Source organism: Streptomyces sp. NPDC054932, from assembly GCF_053610205.1.
The window spans coordinates 1-14,293 of sequence record NZ_JBSGXU010000204.1; the positions used below are offsets into that span (position 1 = coordinate 1).

Consider the following 14,293-nt stretch of genomic DNA (forward strand, 5'->3'; position numbering starts at 1 on the left):
GTGCGGCGGACCGCGCCGCACCGCCCGATCCCGTGGAGGTCAGCCGGCCGGGGGGAGTTCGCCCGAGCCGCGGGGGATCAGGCGGGTCGAGAGTTCGATGCGGCACGGAGTCAGGTCGGCGCCCGAGAGGCGCTGGAAGAGACGGTCGGTGGCCACCCGGCCCAGGGCCGCCGGGTCCTGGGCGACCACCGTCACACCGGGGCGCAGCAGATCGGCCAGCTCGAAGTCGTCGAAGCCGACCAGCGCCACCGGCCGGCCGTGCGCCGCGAGGACCCGTACGACGGTGACCGTCACCCGGTTGTTGCCGGCGAAGACGGCGGTCACCGGGTCCGGGCCGCCGAGCATCGACACGGTCGCCGCCGCGACCCGTTCGGGTGCCGTCGATCCGAGGGACACCCAGGATTCGGCCACCGGCAGGCCCGCGTCCGCCATCGCCGTGCGGTAGCCGCGCAGGCGCTCCGCCACCGTGTGGATGCGGGGCTGGTCGCCGATGAAGCCGATCCGGCGGTGGCCGCCCGCGATCAGGTGGGCCACCCCGCCCCGGGCGCCGCCGAAACTGTCCGACAGCACCACGTCCGCGTCGATCCGCCCGGCCGGGCGGTCCACGAACACCGTGGACACGCCGGCCCGCATCTCCGGTTCCAGATACCGGTGGTCGTCGCCGGCCGGGATCACGATCAGCCCGTCCACCCGGCGGGCGCACAGCGCGAGGGCCAACTCCCGCTCCCGGTCGGGGTCCTCGGCGCTGGAGCCGTTGATGAGCAGCGCCCCGTGCGCGCGGGCCACTTCCTCCACCGCCCGGTTCAGCGGACCGTAGAAGGGGTCGGCGAGGTCCTCCAGGACCAGGCCCACGGTGGCGGTACGGCCCTTGCGCAGCACGCGGGCACTGTCGTTGCGGCGGAAGCCGAGGGCCTCGATGGCCTCCTGGACCCGCTTCTCGGTCTCGGGAGTGACTCCCGGCTCGCCGTTGACCACGCGCGACACCGTTTTCAGGCCGACGCCCGCCCGCGACGCCACGTCCTTCATGGTCGGCCGGTTGCCGTAGCGGGGCTCGTACGGGCGGCGGTTGTGGGGCACGGTGGCGAATCCTCCGGGGCTCACGTGCAGGGCTGTGACCTTGAGGATAAGCACTCGGCCGATAGTGAGGTTTCCGTGGCAGGCTGGGGCGGGCAAGCCACTGGGGGCTCCGGACGAGCCATGGGGAGAGGGGTAGACGTGATTGTCTGGATCAACGGCACATTCAGCGCCGGAAAGACCAGCACGGCCCGCGAACTGACCGGAATCCTGCCGGACAGCACCCTGTTCGACCCGGAGTTCATCGGCGACGCGCTGCGCGTGCTGCTGCCGCCCAAGCGGCTGGCGGAGGTCACCGACTATCAGGACCTGCCGAGCTGGCGGCGGTTGGTGGTGGACACGGCCGCGGCGATGCTCGCCGAACTGGGCGGGGTGCTCGTCGTACCGATGACGCTGCTGCGCCAGGAGTACCGGGACGAGATCTTCGGCGGGCTGGCGGCGCGGCGGATCGCGGTGCGCCACGTGTTGCTGGCCCCTGCGGAAACGATCCTTCGGGAGCGGATCGCGACCCGGAAGGAGCCCGGGGAGCCCGCGGAGGTGGACCTCCGGGTCCGGCAGTGGGCGTACGACCACATCCCCGTCTACCAGCAGGCCCTCGGCTGGCTGAGCGGCGACGCGCACGTCATCGACAACGGCGTCCTGACCCCGCGCGAGACGGCGGAGCGGATCGCGGAGGCGGTCCGCTCGGAGAAGGCCCGGGTCTGCGACATCGTGCAGACCCCGGAGCCGACCCGGGAGACGGTGGCTGCCGGGGTGCTGCTCTTCGACGAGCAGGACCGGGTGCTGCTGGTGGATCCCACGTACAAGGCGGGCTGGGAGTTCCCGGGCGGGGTCGTCGAAGCGGGCGAGGCGCCGGCGTGCGCGGGCGTGCGGGAGGTCGCCGAGGAGCTGGGCGTCGTACTGGAGCGGGCGCCCGGGCTGCTGGTGGTCGACTGGGAGCAGCCCCAGCCGCCCGGTTACGGCGGGCTGCGCCTGCTCTTCGACGGCGGCCGCCTCTCGGCGGAGGCGACGGCCCGGCTCCGGCTGCCCGGCCCGGAGCTGCGGGCCTGGCGTTTCGTCACGGAGGCCGAGGCCGCCGGTCTGCTCCCGCAGCACCGCTACGAACGCCTGCGCTGGGCCCTGCGCGCCCGGGAACGGGGCCGCCCCCTGTACCTGGAGGCGGGCACCCCGGTCGGCTGAGCCGGCCCGTGCTCCGAGCCGGTCTCCTCCGGTCGGGCGCGGGCGAACCGACCTCGGGCGGACCGACTCCGGGCGGATCGACTTCGGGCGTCCCGGCCTCAGACCGGTGTTTCCGCAGCGGCCCTGGCCAGCGCCGCGGACGTGTCCACCGTCAGCGGATCGCCGTGGCCGAAGCACGCGATCGAAGGCGCGAGCGCGGCCAGGCGGTGGAAGGTCCCGACCGCCCGGGCACGGTCCACGTTGAAGACGCCCAGCATCAGCGGACCGACGGCCGCGATGCAGTCCCCCGCGAACAGCACGCCGTGGCGCGGGAGATGGATCCCGATGCTGCCGTCCGTGTGGCCCGGGGCGTGGACCACGTACGCCCCGTCCCCGAAGTCCAGCGCGTCCCCGTCCTCCAGCTCCCGGTCGACCGGGGTGGGCGGGGCCTCGGGGACGACGCCCAGCGCGTGGGTGTACAGCGGCACCTCCCAGTCCAGCAGCACCGGCTCGGGCACCGGCTGCTCGCCCCGGATCACGGGCGCGTCGAGACGGTGCGCCAGGATGCGGGCGCCGTGGCGGGCGGCGAGCTCGCCGGCGGCCCCGAAGTGGTCGCCGTGGCAGTGCGTCAGGACGATCCGCTCCAGCCGCTCGGGCGACAGCCCGAGGGAACGTATCGCCCCCTCGATCGCGTCGGCGGACCCGGCGTGGCCCGCGTCGATCAGAGTGAGGGCCTCGCCGTCCTGCCAGAGGTAGGCCTGGCCGATGGGGAAGCGGAGCATGTGGAGCCGGTTCGGCAGTACTTCGACAAGATCCATACGGTCAACGTACGGACGGCCGACCGCTCCGCGTATCCGAATTCACCGGGAGCGAAGTACGCCCGGGGCGCAATGCGCCCCGGGCGAACACACACGTGCCGACGGTCAGGCGCGCTTGGACTCCGCGTAGTTGACGAGGAAGAGGGCCTCCGCCACCGACAGGCGCTCCAGCTCCTGCGGCGACACGCTCTCGTTGACCGCATGGATCTGCGCCTCCGGCTCGCTCAGCCCGATCAGCAGCATCTCCGCGTCCGGGTAGAGGGACGTCAGCGTGTTGCAGAGCGGGATCGACCCGCCCATGCCACTGATCTGCATCTCCTGGCCGGGGTAGGCGGCCTCCAGAGCCGTGCGCATCGACGCGTACGCCGGGCTGTCGGTGTCCGCCTGGAACGGCTGGCCCTGGCCGACGACCTCGACCTCGAGGCGGGCCTTCCACGGGATGTGCGCCTCCAGGTGGGCCTGCAGCAGCTTGATGGCCGCGGCGGTGTCCACGCCCGGCGGCACCCGCAGGCTGATCAGCGCGCCCGCGCTCGCGTGCACCGACGGCGTCGCGCCGACCACCGGCGGGCAGTCGATGCCCAGCACCGTGACGGCCGGGCGGGCCCACAGCCGGTCCGCGATCGTGCCGTCGCCGATGAGTTCGACACCGTCCAGGACCTTCGCGTCGGCGCGGAAGTCCGCCTCCGGGTACTGGAGGCCCTCCCACACCGCGTCCGCGGCGAGCCCGTCCACCGTCGTCGAACCGTCCGCCGCGCGCAGCGAATCGAGTACGCGGATCAGCGCGGCCAGCGCGTCCGGGGCGGCGCCGCCGAACATGCCCGAGTGCAGGTTGCCGCCCAGCGTGTCGATCTTCACCTTGAGCAGGCACATGCCGCGCAGGGTGGCCGTCACCGTCGGCAGGCCGAGGCGGAAGTTGCCCGCGTCACCGATGACGATGGTGTCGGCGGTCAGCAGCTCCGGGTGCGCCTCGGCGTACTGCTGGAGGCCGCCCGTGCCCTGCTCCTCCGAGCCCTCGACGATCACCTTCACGCTCACGGGCACACCGCCGTTGGCCTTCAGCGCGCGCAGCGCCAGCAGGTGCATGATGAACCCGCCCTTGCAGTCGGCCGCGCCGCGCCCGTACCAGCGGCCGTCGCGCTCGGTCAGCTCGAAGGCGGGGGAGACCCAGGCGGCGTCGTCGAGCGGCGGCTGGACGTCGTAGTGCGCGTAGAGCAGCACGGTCGGCGCGCCCTCGGGGCCGGGCAGGAAACCGTAGACCGACTGGGTGCCGTCGGGGGTGTCGAGCAGCGCCACGTCCTGGAACCCCTCGACGCGCAGGGCGTCGGCCACCCAGTTCGCGGCGGCCTCGCTCTCGCTCTTGGGGAACTGCGCCCAGTCCGCCACCGACTGGAAGGCCACCAGCTCGGTCAGCTCCTGCTTGGCGCGGGGCATCAGCGAGGCGACGGTCTCGGCGATCGGATTCTGGGACATGGGCACGCTCCTTTTGGGTGCGACGTTGTTCTCCGTGTACGCCGCCCGCATCCGCGGGGTGTGCGTATGCCGGGTTGGGCGAAAGTCAGTCTTGATCCTCGCACAGCGGGACGGGGCGGTGTCTCGCCGTAGGATTTCCCCGGCATCGGAGCAACCGGGTGATCAGGAGCAGCAACACATCGTGAGCAGCGACGACGACGTACGCGACGCAGGTGCGGCCGCAGGTGCAGACGCAGGCGAGGGCGCAGGCGTGAACGCAGGCACGGACACGGGTGCGGGTACGGGCCCGGGCCCGGAGCAGGACGCGCAGGGGGCGGGCGACGGGGCGGCCGGGGAGACCGGCGAAGTGTGGGACGTGGTCGTGGTCGGGGCCGGCCCGGCCGGGTCCTCGGCCGCGTACGCGGCGGCGACGGCGGGGCGGCGCGTCCTGCTGCTGGAGAAGGCCGAACTGCCCCGCTACAAGACCTGCGGTGGCGGCATCATCGGCCCCTCGCGCGACGCCCTGCCCCCGGGCTTCGTGCTCCCCCTCAAGGACCGCATCCACGCGGTCACCTTCTCGATGGACGGGAAGCTGACCCGCACCCGGCGCTCGAAGCACATGCTCTTCGGGCTGATCAACCGCCCGGAGTTCGACGCCGGTCTGGTCGCCGCGGCCGAGAAGGCCGGCGCCACCGTCCGGACGGGTACCGCCGTGGCCCGTGTCGAACAGCACGGGGCGGCCGTCCCCGACCGGCGCACCGTCGCCGTGGTGCTCGCCGACGGGGAGACCGTGCTGGCGCGCGCCGTGGTCGGTGCGGACGGCAGTGCGAGCCGGATCGGCGCGCACGTCGGGGTGGAGATGGATCAGGTGGACCTCGGCCTGGAGGCGGAGATCCCCGTCCCCGAGACGGTCGCGGAGGACTGGAAGGGGCGGGTGCTCATCGACTGGGGCCCGCTGCCCGGCAGTTACGGCTGGGTCTTCCCCAAGGGCGACACCCTCACGGTCGGGGTCATCTCGGCCAAGGGCGAGGGCGCCGCGACCAAGCGCTACCTGGACGACTTCATCGCCCGGCTCGGGCTCGCCGGCTTCGAACCGGCCGTCTCCTCCGGGCATCTGACCCGCTGCCGCAAGCCCGATTCGCCGCTGTCGCGCGGCCGGGTGCTGGTGGCGGGCGACGCGGCCGGACTGCTGGAGCCGTGGACCCGGGAGGGCATCTCCTTCGCGCTGCGCTCGGGGCGGCTGGCGGGGGAGTGGGCAGTGAAGATCTCCGAGGCGCAGGACGCCGTGGACGCGCGCCGCCAGGCCCTCAACTACGCCTTCGCGGTGAAGGCCGGGCTGGGCGTGGAGATGGGGGTCGGCAAGCGGATGCTGCACATCTTCGAGGCCCGGCCGCGGGTGCTGCACGCGGCGATCACCGGTTTCGGCCCGGCGTGGCGGGCGTTCGCCCGGATCACGCGGGGCTCGACGACCCTGGCCGATCTGGTACGGACGTACCCGCTGGCCCGCAAGGCACTGCACATGCTGGACGCCAGGCAGGCGGCGAACCGCGGCGGCCAGGGCCGGAGCGAGGGCTAGGCGGGCGAGGTCGGGCCGGGAGGACACGGGCGGCGCCGGCCTGGCCCGGCCCGACCCGGCCGACCCGACCTCGACGGGGCGAACCGGGCCGCGCCCGCGGCCTGCGGGCCCGGCGGGCCGTGGGCCGGGGCGGGCGCCGTCCGGCGGGCCGGGCAGGGTCAGCGGGAGACCGTGATCCGGAAGACCGGGTGGTCGCCGGCGGCTGCTTGGAGTTCGGCGTCGGAGGACTGGGCGGTGACCCCCTGGAAGAAGCGGTTGACCTCCCAGCCCCACTTCTCCAGGTAGGCGCGCAGGATGGCGGCCTTCCGGACCGGGTCGGTGATCTCGGTGACGGTGAACGCCCGCACCTTGCGCCCCACACGCAGCTCACCGCCGCCCGCCACCCGCATGTTGCGGACCCACTGGGAGTGGCCGCGGGCCGACACCAGGTACTGGGCGCCCTCGTACGTGTGCGGGTTGACCGGAATCCGCTGCATCTGGCCGGACTTGCGGCCGCGGACCGACAGCTCGGCGCTGCCCGCCAGGCTGATGCCGAAGCGGGCGAGCTTGCCGAAGATCGCGTTGAAGCGGACTTCGAGGGGGCTGGCCTGGACGTAGTACGGGGTGGGCGCGTTCACGGTGACCTCCGAGGCCGATTGTCTCCCTTGCGAGAGCACTGCTCTCGCTTGAGATCAGTGTGCACGGATCGATGCACCAAAGCAAGAGCACTGCTCTCGAATAGGAGCGGCGATCCATTTTCTGGGCAGTGCTCCGTTCGCGTGGCAGACTGACCCGCATGAACACCGTGCGAGGGGCCAGGGAACGGGCCCGCATCGAGGTCACCGCCGCCATCAAGGACGAGGCGCGTCGCATGCTGGCGGCCGAGGGCGCAGCCAAACTCTCCCTGCGCGCCGTCGCCCGCGAGCTGGGCATGGTCTCCTCCGCCCTCTACCGGTACTTCCCCAGCCGGGACGAACTGCTCACTGCCCTCATCATCGACGCGTACGACAGCATCGGCGCGGCCGCCGAGGAGGCCGACGCCCGCGCCCGCGCCGCAGGTACCCCGCCCCGCGCCCGCTGGGTCGCGGTCTGCCGGGCCGTCCGAGACTGGGCGCTCGAGCACCCGCACGAGTACGCCCTCATCTACGGCTCCCCGGTTCCCGGCTACAGCGCCCCCGACGACACCGTGGGTCCGGCCGCCCGCGTCGCCAACGTCTTCATCGGCATCCTCCGCGTCGCCCACGAGGGCCCTGGCCTCGCCCTCCCGCCGCTGCCGCCCGCCCTGCGCCCCGAGGCCGACCGGATGACCGCCGACTTCGCCGAGGGTCTGCCCCCGGCGGTCACGGTTGCGCTGGTCGTCGCCTGGTCGCAGTTGGTCGGCCTGGTCTCGTCCGAGCTGTTCGGCCAGTTCAACCGGGTCGTCGAGGACCGTGCAGCCTTCTTCGCGCACGCCGCCGACCAACTGGCGTACGGGGTCGGCCTGCCGTCCGTATGACGATCGGACGGCGGGGCGGGTCCTGGTGCAGATCCGGGAGATTCACATGATGAGGCGATGGCTCGCTCTTCTGTTCCTCACATGAATGCAGGCGGTTCAGCCTTGAACGACGGGCCGCCGGTCTAGTGTTCCTGAGGTCCCCCCTGCCGCCGCCGGAGGAAACGTTCATGCCTCGCGCCGTGAAGGTCCTGTACGCCGCCCTGGTCACCGCCTTACTGGCCGCGTCGGCGCCGGCGATCATCGCCGCGGCGCGCGACGCGCCCCGGGCGCAGGCTCCGGCGCCCGGCCCGCCGCCGACCCCCCGGCTGCCGGGCGTGCGGGGCCTGGAGATCGGCGTCCCCGCGTACGTCTGGGCGAACGACCCCATGCTGACCGACCTCACCGCCACCGCCCCGGCCGCCTCGGTGGTCGTACTGAACCCGGGCAACGGCGACTCCCGGTTCGACGGCCCCTGGCGGGCCCGCGCCGACGCCCTGCGCGCCCGTACCACCGCCACCGGTGAGAGGACCCGGGTGCTCGGCTACGTCCACACCGACCACGGCAAGCGGGACATCGCCGAGGTCAAGGCCTCCGTCGACAACTACCTCAAGACCCCCGACGGCCGTCTCCACGTCGACGGCATCTTCTTCGACGTCGTCAGCCGCGACTGCGGCCCCGCCAACGCCACCCGCGACCACTACGCGGAGCTGCGCCGCTACGTCCAGGAGGGCATGGACGCCCTCGACCCGGCCGCCCCGGACCTCGTCGTCAACAACCCCGGCACCGCCATAGCCGACTGCTACCTGGAGCCGGGCCGCCGCACCGCGGACGTCTTCGTCACGTTCGAGGACACCTACGCCGCCTACACCGGCAGCGGCTGGCTCGGCGGCAACGTCTTCGACCACGACTCCGGCTACCGCGCCGGCACCGAACTCGACCCGAGCGGTACGGCGTTCTGGCACCTGGTCCACGACGTCCCCGACGCCGGGGCGATGCGCGCCACCCTGCGCACGGCCTTCGAGCGCGGCGCGGGCTACGCGTACGCGACCAGTACCGTCATGCCCAACCCCTGGAACGCGGGCCCGACGTGGAAGTACCGGGCCCAGACCACGTACGCGGCCACCCTCGGGTGAGGGTGCGTCAGCGGTAGTCGTCGGGGTGGCCCTGCATCCACGTGTTGATCTTGTCGCGGGTGCCGATCAGCAGGGTCTTGTGCTTCTCCAGGTTCTGGGTGCTGCCGTCCCCGCCGAGCTCCTTGTCGAGCTCGGCGATCAGGGCGATCGGCTCGGGGAAGTGACCGGGACCCTTCGGGTCGGCCTTCATCGCGCGGTCCATGCGGTGCAGTTCGTCACGGACGCGGCCGAGTACGTACGCGCAGTTGCCCGGCGTGCAGGAATCGTCGAGCGTCGCCTGGAGCCCCGCGAAGGCGTCCCGGACCAGTTCGGCCGGCCGCGCGGTGGGACCGGACGGCGCACCGGTCGGCGTGGGCGCCGCAGGGCTCGGGTCCGAGGGGCCCAGGGCGCCCCCGTCCGCCGGGGCGGACGCGGCGGGCGGCGCGGCCGGCTCCGCGTCGCAGGAGACCGCGAACCCCGCCAGCGCCACCGCGAGAATCGCGGCGCCGCGCACCGTGGAACCGAACCGCATCGACTACCCCCGTGATCGTTGAGGGTCCGACCCTACCGTCCTTGATGTGCCCATGGTCAGTCGCCGTCGTTCTCCGGGCGGCGGGCGAATCCGAGCAGCACGTGCGTGACCCGGAGCAGGAACACCACCGCCGCCAGGACGGCGCCCGCCACGGCCAGGACCCGGCGCGTCGACGGGGACAGGGAGAAGGCCAGCACGGGCCCGTACACCGCGCCGAAGGCGAGAGCGGCCGCGAAGCACGCGCTGACGAAGGCGTAGCCGATCTCGATAGTGATCGCGTCCCGGTCCGCCTGTGTGCGTCGCCCCATGCGCGCAGTCTCACAGCGTGCACTCCCCGTCACAAGCCCCTCGCCGGTCGCTCAGATTCCGGCCGTCTCCGTCCACAGCCGGGCCAGCGTCAGATCGCCCGTCACGCCCGGACCGGCCAGCGGGATCCGGTTCCACAGGGCCGCGTACAGCCACGCCGCCTCGCCTGTCAGTTCGCAGTCGGCCGCCTCGCCCGTGTCGCCCTGCACCGTACGGGCCGGCTCCGCCGACAGGTGGACGGTCCACACGGCGCCCGTGTCGGCGGCCCGCACCCGCACCACCTTGAGCCCGGAGGTGCGCACCCGGCTGCGCGGCCGGGCGTGGAAGCCGGTCAGCAGCTCGTCCACCCCGTCCTCCGCGAACTCCGGCTCCATCGCGGAGAACACCACACCGAGCGCGGCCTCCGCGTCCAACCGGTGCACGGCGGTCTCGTGGGCCTGCCGCCGGGCCCAGAACGCCACCGGCGAGGGCGGGGCCGTCGGAAGGAAGGTCCAGCACTGCACATCGGCCGGGGCCTCGGTCAGGGTGCGCACCAGGTCCGCGTGCCCCTCCCTGAACCACGCCAGCAGCTCGCCGTCGACCAGCTCCGGCGCGTCCGGGAAGCCCGCCGGCTCCAGCCGCCGCTCCGCCACGTAGGCGGCGGCCCAGCGGTGCACCGACCCGGTGTGCCGCAGCAGGTCGGTCACCCGCCACCCCGGACAGGTGGGCACCGCGGCGTCCGTACCGGCGCGCTCGGCCACCTCGGCGAGCAGCTCGCCCTCACGCGCGAGGGCCTTCAGATGTTCGGTGATCTCCATACCGTGAGTCCTATCAGCCCGCCCGCGACAATGGAGAGCATGAACGGGGAACTCTTCCCGCGCGAGCGGACGGTGATCGCCCCCGGTGCCGTGCACGTGCCCGACTGGCTCGGGACCGAACGCCAGGGCGAGTTGCTGACGGCCTGCCGCGCGTGGGCCCGGCCGCCCGCCGGCCTGCGCACCGTACGCACCCCGGGCGGCGGGGTGATGACCGCCCGCCAGGTGTGCCTCGGACTGCACTGGTACCCGTACGGGTACGCCCGCACCGCCGTCGACGGGGACGGGGCGCCGGTCAAGCCGATGCCGCCGTGGCTCGCCCGGCTCGGGCGGGAAGCGGTGACCGCGGCCTACGGGCACCCGCCGGAGCCCGGGACGGCCTACGACATCGCCCTGATCAACTTCTACGACGGCGACTCCCGCATGGGCATGCACCGCGACGCCGAGGAACGGTCCACCGCGCCGGTGGTCTCGCTCAGCCTGGGTGACACCTGCGTCTTCCGCTTCGGGAACACCGCCTCGCGCGGCCGCCCGTACCAGGACGTCGAGCTGCGCAGCGGGGATCTCTTCGTCTTCGGGGAGGCGAGCCGTCCGGCCTACCACGGGGTGCCGAAGGTCCTGCCGGGCACGGGCCCGCCGGAGCTGGGACTGACCGGGCGGCTGAACATCACGCTCCGCGTCGGCGGGCTGGGCTGAGGGGCGGCACCCGGCACCCCCCGATCATGCGAGGATCGATGCCATGAACGGCAACGGGGCCCCGCCGCGGGTGGGGGATGTGACCACGGTGTCCACGTCCACGCGGACCAGACTGGAACGGGGTCGCGGCGCGCTCGGTCCGGCGCTGGAGCTCGTCCACACCGGCCGCGCCCCGACCCGCGCGGTCCTGACGGCCGAGCTCGGGGTCACCCGCGCCACGGCCGGAGCGGTCGCCGCCGAGCTGGAGGCGCTCGGGCTGATCCGCGTCGATTCCCGCCCCGGCGGCGCCGGAGGCACCGGCGGCGCCCAGGGCCGCCCCTCCCACCGGCTCTCGGTGGCCGAGGACGGCCCGGTGGCACTGGCCGCCCAGGTGCACTCGGACGGCTTCCGCGCCGCCCTGGTCGGCCTCGGCGGCCGGATCGTGGCCACCGCCCCCGGCAAGGTCACCGTCTCCGCCGACCCCTCGCAGGTGCTCGGCGCGGTGGTCGAGGCGGGCGCGACACTGCTCGAACAGAGCGGCCGCCGCTGCGTCGGCGCGGGCCTCGCGGTCCCCTCGGCGGTCGCGGAGCCGGACGGTACGGCGCTGAACCCGCTGCACCTGGCCTGGCCGGCCGGCTCTCCCGTACGGGCCGTCTTCGCGGAGTGCGTCAAGGCCGCCGGGATCGACGGCCCCGCCCTGACCGGCAACGACGTCAACCTGGCGGCCCTGGCCGAGCACCGGCACGGCGCGGGGCGCAGCGCCCAGCACCTGCTGTGCGTGGCCACCGGACACCGCGGCGTCGGCGGGGCGCTCGTCCTGGACGGCCGCCTGCACAGCGGGAGTTCGGGCCTGGCGCTGGAGGTCGGCCACCTCACCGTGAACCCGGAAGGGCGGGCCTGCCACTGCGGCAGCCGCGGCTGCCTGGACGTGGAGGCGGACCCGCTGGCCTTCCTCACCGCGGCGGGCCGCAGCCCCGGCCCGGAGGTCTCGCTGCTCCAGCAGGCCCGGGACCTGCTGCGGGAGGAGCCCGCGGAACCGGCGGTACGGGCGGCCACGGAGGAGCTGATCGACCGCCTCGGCCTCGGCCTCGCGGGCCTGGTGAACATCCTCAACCCGGACCGGATCATCCTGGGCGGCCTGCACCGCGAGCTGCTGCACGCCGACCCGGAGCGGCTGCGCGCGGTGGTCGCGGACCGCAGCCTGTGGGGGAGGAGCGGCGGGGTGCCGATCCTGCCGTGCACGCTGGACCACAACAGCCTGGTCGGCGCGGCGGAGCTGGCATGGCAGCCGGTCCTCGACGACCCGCTGGGAGCCCTGGCCTAGGCCGTCCCTTTCGGATCTTGTCGGTCGGGCCCGCGTCGTCCGGCGCCGTGACCGGCAAGGTTCGCCGGCCCGTTCCCTTCGGATCGGGCCGGGCCCCCGTGGGCCGGCGGACGGTCACCCGGGGCGGGCGCCGACCGGCGATGCCACCGGCAGGCCTGTCGCGACGGCCCCCGGGTCAACGGCCAGCAACACCGCACGCGCGGGTTCCCGTACGGGAGTGGCCCTGATGCGGACCGGCCGGGCCGGCGATGCCGGGGCCGGGGCCGCCGTGAGGGAGAACCACACCGCCTTGCCGGGGCCGTCGGGCCGCTGTCGGGCCCCCCAGGCCTCGCTGAGCGCCGCCACGAGGGCGAGCCCGCGCCCGCAGGTCTCCAGCGCCTCAGCCCGCGTCTCGTGGAGGACCGGCAGCCGCGGATCGCTGTCGATGACCGAGACCGTGAGCCGCCCGAGCCGGAGTTCGATCTCGACGGTGCAGGTCTTGTCCGGCTGCGCATGGCGGTGGACGTTGCTGAGGAGTTCCGTCACGCCGAGCGCAGCCCGGTCTATGAGCGGGTCGAGCTCCCAGTGGCGCAGTTGTGCAGAAACGATTCTGCGGATTTGGCCGATCCGCGACGGCAAGGCCTGCAGTTCGACGACGCAGTGCCTGCGGGAATGACTGATCACGGCTGCGACTCCCCGACATGAGTGTTACGGGTGCTGCACCCTCGGTAATGCTCCACCAGGGTCACCCACGGTGCCGCACAGTGCAACCGAACGCGATCGAAAGGGATCCGCATGGATACCCAAAGCGAACGTTTGTGCAGGTGAGAGAGGTACATTGCGAAGAAGGGGAGAGAATTTCGCCCACGAAGGAGCGCGGCACATGAGCACCACCGGCACCACCGGCACGACCAGAACCACCGGTACGACCGCCACGACCGTCGACGTCGATCGCAGCGACGCGGACTACCGGGCCTGGCTGAAGGAGGCCGTCCGCAAGGTCCAGGCCGACGCCAACCGCTCCGCCGACACCCATCTGCTGCGCTTCCCGCTGCCCGAGGCGTGGGGCATCGACCTCTACCTCAAGGACGAGTCCACGCACCCGACGGGCTCCCTCAAGCACCGCCTCGCGCGCTCGCTCTTCCTGTACGCGCTCTGCAACGGCTGGGTCCGCCCCGGCCGCCCGGTCATCGAGGCGTCGTCCGGCTCCACCGCCGTCTCCGAGGCCTACTTCGCCAAGCTGATCGGTGTCCCCTTCATCGCCGTCATGCCGAGGACGACCAGCCCGGAGAAGTGCCGCCTCATCGAATTCCACGGCGGCGAATGCCACTTCGTGGACGACCCGATGAAGATGTACGAGGAATCCGCCGAGCTCGCTGCCCGCACCGGCGGGCACTACATGGACCAGTTCACGTACGCGGAGCGGGCCACCGACTGGCGCGGCAACAACAACATCGCGGAATCGATGTACCAGCAGCTGAAGCTGGAACGTTTCCCCGAGCCCGCCTGGATCGTGGCGACCGCCGGCACCGGCGGCACCTCGGCGACCATCGCGCGCTACGTGCACTACATGCAGCACGACACCCGCATCTGTGTCCCGGACCCGGAGAACTCCTGTTTCTTCGACGGCTGGACCAACAACGACCCGGACGCGAGCAGTGATTGCGGCTCGCGCATCGAGGGCATCGGCCGGCCGCGCATGGAGCCGAGCTTCGTGCCCGGCGCCATCGACCGGATGATGAAGGTCCCGGACGCGGCGAGCGTCGCCGCCTGCCGCGCCCTGGAGACGGCCATAGGGCGCAAGGCGGGCGGCTCGACCGGCACCGGCCTGTGGAGCGCCCTGAAGATCATCTCGGAGATGGTGGCGGAGGGCCGCACCGGCAGCGTCGTCACCCTGCTGTGCGACCCGGGCGACCGCTACCTGGACAAGTACTACTCCGACGAGTGGCTCGCGGCGCAGCGGCTCGACATCGCCCCGTACACGAAGACCCTCGACATGCTGCTGACGACGGGTGTCTGGCGCGAGCCCACTGCCTGACACCG

Annotated in this window: 15 protein-coding genes; 7 read left to right on the forward strand and 8 right to left on the reverse strand. The window is 73.1% G+C overall.

Annotated features, from left to right (window positions below; translation table 11 throughout):
- Positions 1-39: 39 nt before the first annotated feature.
- Complete coding sequence (locus tag ACWGE1_RS34785; protein WP_453424469.1) at positions 40-1,026, reverse strand: LacI family DNA-binding transcriptional regulator; 987 nt, start codon at positions 1,024-1,026, stop codon at positions 40-42.
- Positions 1,027-1,215: 189 nt separating this feature from the next.
- Here ACWGE1_RS34785 and ACWGE1_RS34790 point away from each other — a divergent pair, with 189 nt between their 5' ends.
- Positions 1,216-2,253, forward strand: a complete 1,038-nt coding sequence (locus ACWGE1_RS34790) for an NUDIX domain-containing protein (RefSeq protein ID WP_453424456.1) — start codon at positions 1,216-1,218, stop codon at positions 2,251-2,253.
- 98 nt (positions 2,254-2,351) lie between these two features.
- On the opposite strand, the gene ACWGE1_RS34795 is transcribed toward ACWGE1_RS34790, so the two are convergent.
- Both ACWGE1_RS34795 and ACWGE1_RS34800 read right to left on the reverse strand, forming a co-directional pair.
- The gene (locus tag ACWGE1_RS34795) at positions 2,352-3,050 is read right to left on the reverse strand and encodes an MBL fold metallo-hydrolase (RefSeq protein ID WP_453424457.1); all 699 of its coding nucleotides are present in this window, start codon (positions 3,048-3,050) and stop codon (positions 2,352-2,354) included.
- A gap of 105 nt (positions 3,051-3,155) precedes the next feature.
- Positions 3,156-4,520 carry a M20/M25/M40 family metallo-hydrolase gene (locus ACWGE1_RS34800; RefSeq protein WP_453424458.1) on the reverse strand — a complete coding sequence of 455 codons (1,365 nt, stop codon included), beginning with the start codon at positions 4,518-4,520 and terminating at the stop codon, positions 3,156-3,158.
- Between the two features lie 346 nt (positions 4,521-4,866).
- Here ACWGE1_RS34800 and ACWGE1_RS34805 point away from each other — a divergent pair, with 346 nt between their 5' ends.
- A complete protein-coding gene (locus tag ACWGE1_RS34805; RefSeq protein ID WP_453424470.1) occupies positions 4,867-6,075 on the forward strand; it encodes a geranylgeranyl reductase family protein in 1,209 nt (402 codons plus the stop codon).
- 158 nt (positions 6,076-6,233) lie between these two features.
- Here ACWGE1_RS34805 and ACWGE1_RS34810 read toward each other — a convergent pair whose 3' ends face one another.
- Positions 6,234-6,692, reverse strand: a complete 459-nt coding sequence (locus ACWGE1_RS34810) for a nitroreductase/quinone reductase family protein (protein ID WP_453424459.1) — start codon at positions 6,690-6,692, stop codon at positions 6,234-6,236.
- Positions 6,693-6,850: 158 nt separating this feature from the next.
- Between ACWGE1_RS34810 and ACWGE1_RS34815 the strand changes: the two genes are divergently transcribed.
- Together ACWGE1_RS34815 and ACWGE1_RS34820 are read left to right on the forward strand one after the other, a co-directional pair.
- On the forward strand, positions 6,851-7,549 hold the full coding sequence (locus ACWGE1_RS34815; protein WP_453424460.1) for a TetR/AcrR family transcriptional regulator: 699 nt from the start codon (positions 6,851-6,853) through the stop codon (positions 7,547-7,549).
- 167 nt (positions 7,550-7,716) lie between these two features.
- Entirely contained in the window at positions 7,717-8,661 is a 945-nt protein-coding gene (locus ACWGE1_RS34820; RefSeq protein WP_453424461.1) for a spherulation-specific family 4 protein, read from the forward strand.
- A gap of 7 nt (positions 8,662-8,668) precedes the next feature.
- Here ACWGE1_RS34820 and ACWGE1_RS34825 read toward each other — a convergent pair whose 3' ends face one another.
- From ACWGE1_RS34825 to ACWGE1_RS34835, 3 genes are read right to left on the reverse strand one after another with little or no spacing between them, the layout of a single operon-like run.
- On the reverse strand, positions 8,669-9,172 hold the full coding sequence (locus tag ACWGE1_RS34825) for a hypothetical protein (protein WP_453424462.1): 504 nt from the start codon (positions 9,170-9,172) through the stop codon (positions 8,669-8,671).
- A gap of 56 nt (positions 9,173-9,228) precedes the next feature.
- Entirely contained in the window at positions 9,229-9,480 is a 252-nt protein-coding gene (locus ACWGE1_RS34830) for a DUF6332 family protein (RefSeq protein ID WP_453424463.1), read from the reverse strand.
- Positions 9,481-9,531: 51 nt separating this feature from the next.
- Entirely contained in the window at positions 9,532-10,275 is a 744-nt protein-coding gene (locus tag ACWGE1_RS34835; protein WP_453424464.1) for a maleylpyruvate isomerase family mycothiol-dependent enzyme, read from the reverse strand.
- 39 nt (positions 10,276-10,314) lie between these two features.
- Here ACWGE1_RS34835 and ACWGE1_RS34840 point away from each other — a divergent pair, with 39 nt between their 5' ends.
- Complete coding sequence (locus ACWGE1_RS34840; RefSeq protein ID WP_453424465.1) at positions 10,315-10,968, forward strand: alpha-ketoglutarate-dependent dioxygenase AlkB family protein; 654 nt, start codon at positions 10,315-10,317, stop codon at positions 10,966-10,968.
- 43 nt (positions 10,969-11,011) lie between these two features.
- Entirely contained in the window at positions 11,012-12,271 is a 1,260-nt protein-coding gene (locus ACWGE1_RS34845) for an ROK family protein (protein ID WP_453424466.1), read from the forward strand.
- Between the two features lie 114 nt (positions 12,272-12,385).
- On the opposite strand, the gene ACWGE1_RS34850 is transcribed toward ACWGE1_RS34845, so the two are convergent.
- A complete protein-coding gene (locus ACWGE1_RS34850; RefSeq protein ID WP_453424467.1) occupies positions 12,386-12,934 on the reverse strand; it encodes an ATP-binding protein in 549 nt (182 codons plus the stop codon).
- Positions 12,935-13,133: 199 nt separating this feature from the next.
- Between ACWGE1_RS34850 and ACWGE1_RS34855 the strand changes: the two genes are divergently transcribed.
- Entirely contained in the window at positions 13,134-14,288 is a 1,155-nt protein-coding gene (locus ACWGE1_RS34855) for a PLP-dependent cysteine synthase family protein (protein ID WP_453424468.1), read from the forward strand.
- Positions 14,289-14,293: the final 5 nt, after the last annotated feature.

What these genes read in the sequence shown, in the direction of transcription:
- ACWGE1_RS34785 (WP_453424469.1), bottom strand. Translation starts at nt 1,026, where the DNA reads ATGAAGGACGTGGCGTCGCGGGCGGGCGTCGGCCTGAAAACGGTGTCG.
- ACWGE1_RS34795 (WP_453424457.1), bottom strand. Translation starts at nt 3,050, where the DNA reads ATGGATCTTGTCGAAGTACTGCCGAACCGGCTCCACATGCTCCGCTTC.
- ACWGE1_RS34800 (WP_453424458.1), bottom strand. Translation starts at nt 4,520, where the DNA reads ATGTCCCAGAATCCGATCGCCGAGACCGTCGCCTCGCTGATGCCCCGC.
- ACWGE1_RS34815 (WP_453424460.1), top strand. Translation starts at nt 6,851, where the DNA reads ATGAACACCGTGCGAGGGGCCAGGGAACGGGCCCGCATCGAGGTCACC.
- ACWGE1_RS34820 (WP_453424461.1), top strand. Translation starts at nt 7,717, where the DNA reads ATGCCTCGCGCCGTGAAGGTCCTGTACGCCGCCCTGGTCACCGCCTTA.
- ACWGE1_RS34825 (WP_453424462.1), bottom strand. Translation starts at nt 9,172, where the DNA reads ATGCGGTTCGGTTCCACGGTGCGCGGCGCCGCGATTCTCGCGGTGGCG.
- ACWGE1_RS34830 (WP_453424463.1), bottom strand. Translation starts at nt 9,480, where the DNA reads ATGGGGCGACGCACACAGGCGGACCGGGACGCGATCACTATCGAGATC.
- ACWGE1_RS34835 (WP_453424464.1), bottom strand. Translation starts at nt 10,275, where the DNA reads ATGGAGATCACCGAACATCTGAAGGCCCTCGCGCGTGAGGGCGAGCTG.
- ACWGE1_RS34840 (WP_453424465.1), top strand. Translation starts at nt 10,315, where the DNA reads ATGAACGGGGAACTCTTCCCGCGCGAGCGGACGGTGATCGCCCCCGGT.
- ACWGE1_RS34845 (WP_453424466.1), top strand. Translation starts at nt 11,012, where the DNA reads ATGAACGGCAACGGGGCCCCGCCGCGGGTGGGGGATGTGACCACGGTG.
- ACWGE1_RS34855 (WP_453424468.1), top strand. Translation starts at nt 13,134, where the DNA reads ATGAGCACCACCGGCACCACCGGCACGACCAGAACCACCGGTACGACC.